This is a genomic window from Candidatus Cloacimonadota bacterium, assembly GCA_011372345.1.
Lineage (GTDB): Bacteria > Cloacimonadota > Cloacimonadia > Cloacimonadales > TCS61 > DRTC01.
In genome coordinates this window covers 1-2,633 of sequence record DRTC01000346.1, presented here as the reverse complement: position 1 = coordinate 2,633, position 2,633 = coordinate 1, and the positions used below count along the sequence as shown (strand labels likewise).

Here is a 2,633-nt window from a genome sequence, read left to right as displayed (position 1 = left end):
TTCAAATTCAGAAATTTTGTTTTTTGAAATTCCCCTTTTATTTGAAAATGGATTGGAAAAAAGTTTTGATCTGACCATTAATATTTCCACTAAACAAGAAAATCTAATTCAAAGATTGAAAAATCGTAATGGATTATCCAAAGCAGAAATTCAGAGAAAAATAGCTGCGCAAATGACCGATGAAGAAAAACAGGAACGAGCAGATGTAAATATTGTTAACAATAAAGAAATCAACAATCTATACCAGAAATTGGAGGAATTCTGTAACACCTTGAAAGACTTACCGTTCAAGCAAGTAGAAAGATTGCTTGAAATTTAAAAAAATGGTATAGGTTATGCGTTTTATTAAAATTGTTAAACTTGCTAAATTTTTTAAATTTAGCAAGTTTTAAAAAAACGGAGGAACCATGAAAATCAAAAACATTTTATTAATTACTTTAGCTTTGATCATTATCGCTGAATTATTTTTCTATCTTAAATATGATCAAAATCCTTTAGGTCGGAAAAGGATCAGGAAACCATACAAACCCTTTGTTGAACGCCCTTTTGGAACTCCTCTTAAAAAAGAACCAAATGCTGTGACCAACGAATGGATGGCTTATCAACGATGTTATCCCTATGAAGAGATTAGATTAGAATCTTATTTAGCTGGAATGCAGCAGGCACAATCTCTTCATGAAAATTCCCCCAATCAGCGTTATGATTGGGAATTAGTTGGACCAACGAATATCGGAGGAAGAATCACAGACCTGGCAATTCATCCTAACTCACCTGAAACAATTTATGTTGGAGCAGCTTCGGGTGGAATCTTCAAATCGATCAATAATGGAGAAAGTTGGGTAAATATTTTTTCTGATTCTCCTATAATTTCAATTGGTGATATTGCTATGGATCCTGATAACGAGAATATTCTTTACGCTGGAACTGGAGAAGCGAATGCTTCCAGTTATAGTTTTTTCGGGAATGGAATTTATAAATCGATAGATGCTGGAGAATACTGGGAACACATCGGTTTGGAAAATTCAGCATATATCGGCAGAATTATTGTTGATCATACAAATTCAGAAAGAGTTTTCGCTGCTGCCTGCGGAAATCTATTTTCCGGAAATGAAGAAAGAGGTATTTATCGCAGCGATGACGGTGGATTAACTTGGGAAAGGAAGTTGTTCGTTTCAGATATTACATCTGCTGTTGACCTGGTTCAACATCCAACCAATCCAAATATTCTTTACGCTGCCATGTGGGAACGATTGCGAGGTTTGAATTTCCGGCAATCATTCGGAGAAACTTCCGGCATCTGGAAAACCATCGACGGAGGAGACAACTGGTTTGAACTCACAAACGGACTTCCAACCGGCAATGATGTCGGAAGGATCGGAATCGATATTTCTCGCTCCAATCCGGATGTTCTTTATACTTTTTATGATATGCCGAATGCAGAAGTTAGAGTCTATAAAACTTCCAATAGCGGGGAATCATGGACAAGAACAAATGATGATTATCTCGATGGAATGAATTCCTATTTCGGCTGGTATTTTGGACAAATAAGAGTTGATCCGTCAGATGAAAATCGGGTTTATGTTCTTGGAGTGGAATTATATCGTTCCGATAATAGCGGAGATTCCTGGATTTTACTTGCTGATTATGGAAATATGGAAGAAATCCATGTCGATCATCATGCCTTGGAAATCGATGAAAATACCGGAAGGATCATGGAAGGGAATGATGGCGGATTATATTATAGTTATGATCTTGGTGATAACTGGACAAAGCTCGAAAATATTCCATTAACTCAATTTTATGCCATCGAGATCGACAGAACAAATCCCCAACGAGTTTACGGAGGAACACAAGATAACAGCACGATCAGAACCTTAACAGGGAATCTCGATGACTGGCATGTTATTCTTGGAGGAGACGGATTTTATTGCCTTGTCGATTATGATAATCCCAACATAATTTATGCGGAATATCAATATGGAGGATTAAATAAATCGACAAATGGAGGTTATAATTTCTATAGTATTAATGACGAAATGGGATATGATCGCACCAACTGGTCTTCTCCTCTGGCTATGCACCCAACTGAACCAAATATTTTGTATTTTGGAACCTATCGCATCTGGAAAACTACCAATCATGGTGATGATTGGACAGCGGTCAGCAGTGATCTGACGGACGGAGATGACGGAAGTAGTTATCATACTGTAACCACAATTGCGATTTCTCCTTTGGATCCGGAAATTGTCGTTGCCGGAACCGATGATGGAAATGTTCATGTTTCCCAAAATGGTGGGAACACCTGGAACGAAGTTACGGATGGATTACCCGATCGCTGGATAACAAAAGTTGCTGCAGATCCGTTCTATCCAAACACAATTTACACAACTATTTCCGGTTTCCGATGGGATGAAAATGCACCGCATGTTTTCAAATCTGAAGATCTTGGTCAAAATTGGATTGATATCAGCTCAAATCTCCCGGAAATCCCAATAAATTCCATCATTCTCGATCCTTCTCTTCCGAACAGGATATTTGTTGGTTCTGATGCCGGGATTTTTTATTTAGGAAATGAGGAAGAAAATTGGATCAGTATTTCTGCAGGAATCCCGAATGTTCCCATCACTGATATG

Annotated in this window: 2 protein-coding genes; both read left to right on the top strand. The window is 37.8% G+C overall.

The features are described from left to right. Nucleotides 1-319: dephospho-CoA kinase (locus ENL20_06665; GenBank protein ID HHE38238.1), on the top strand; the 319-nt coding region annotated here is incomplete at its 5' end. A gap of 88 nt (nucleotides 320-407) precedes the next feature. Next, a partial coding sequence (locus ENL20_06660; protein ID HHE38237.1) for a hypothetical protein occupies nucleotides 408-2,633 on the top strand: 2,226 nt, incomplete at its 3' end.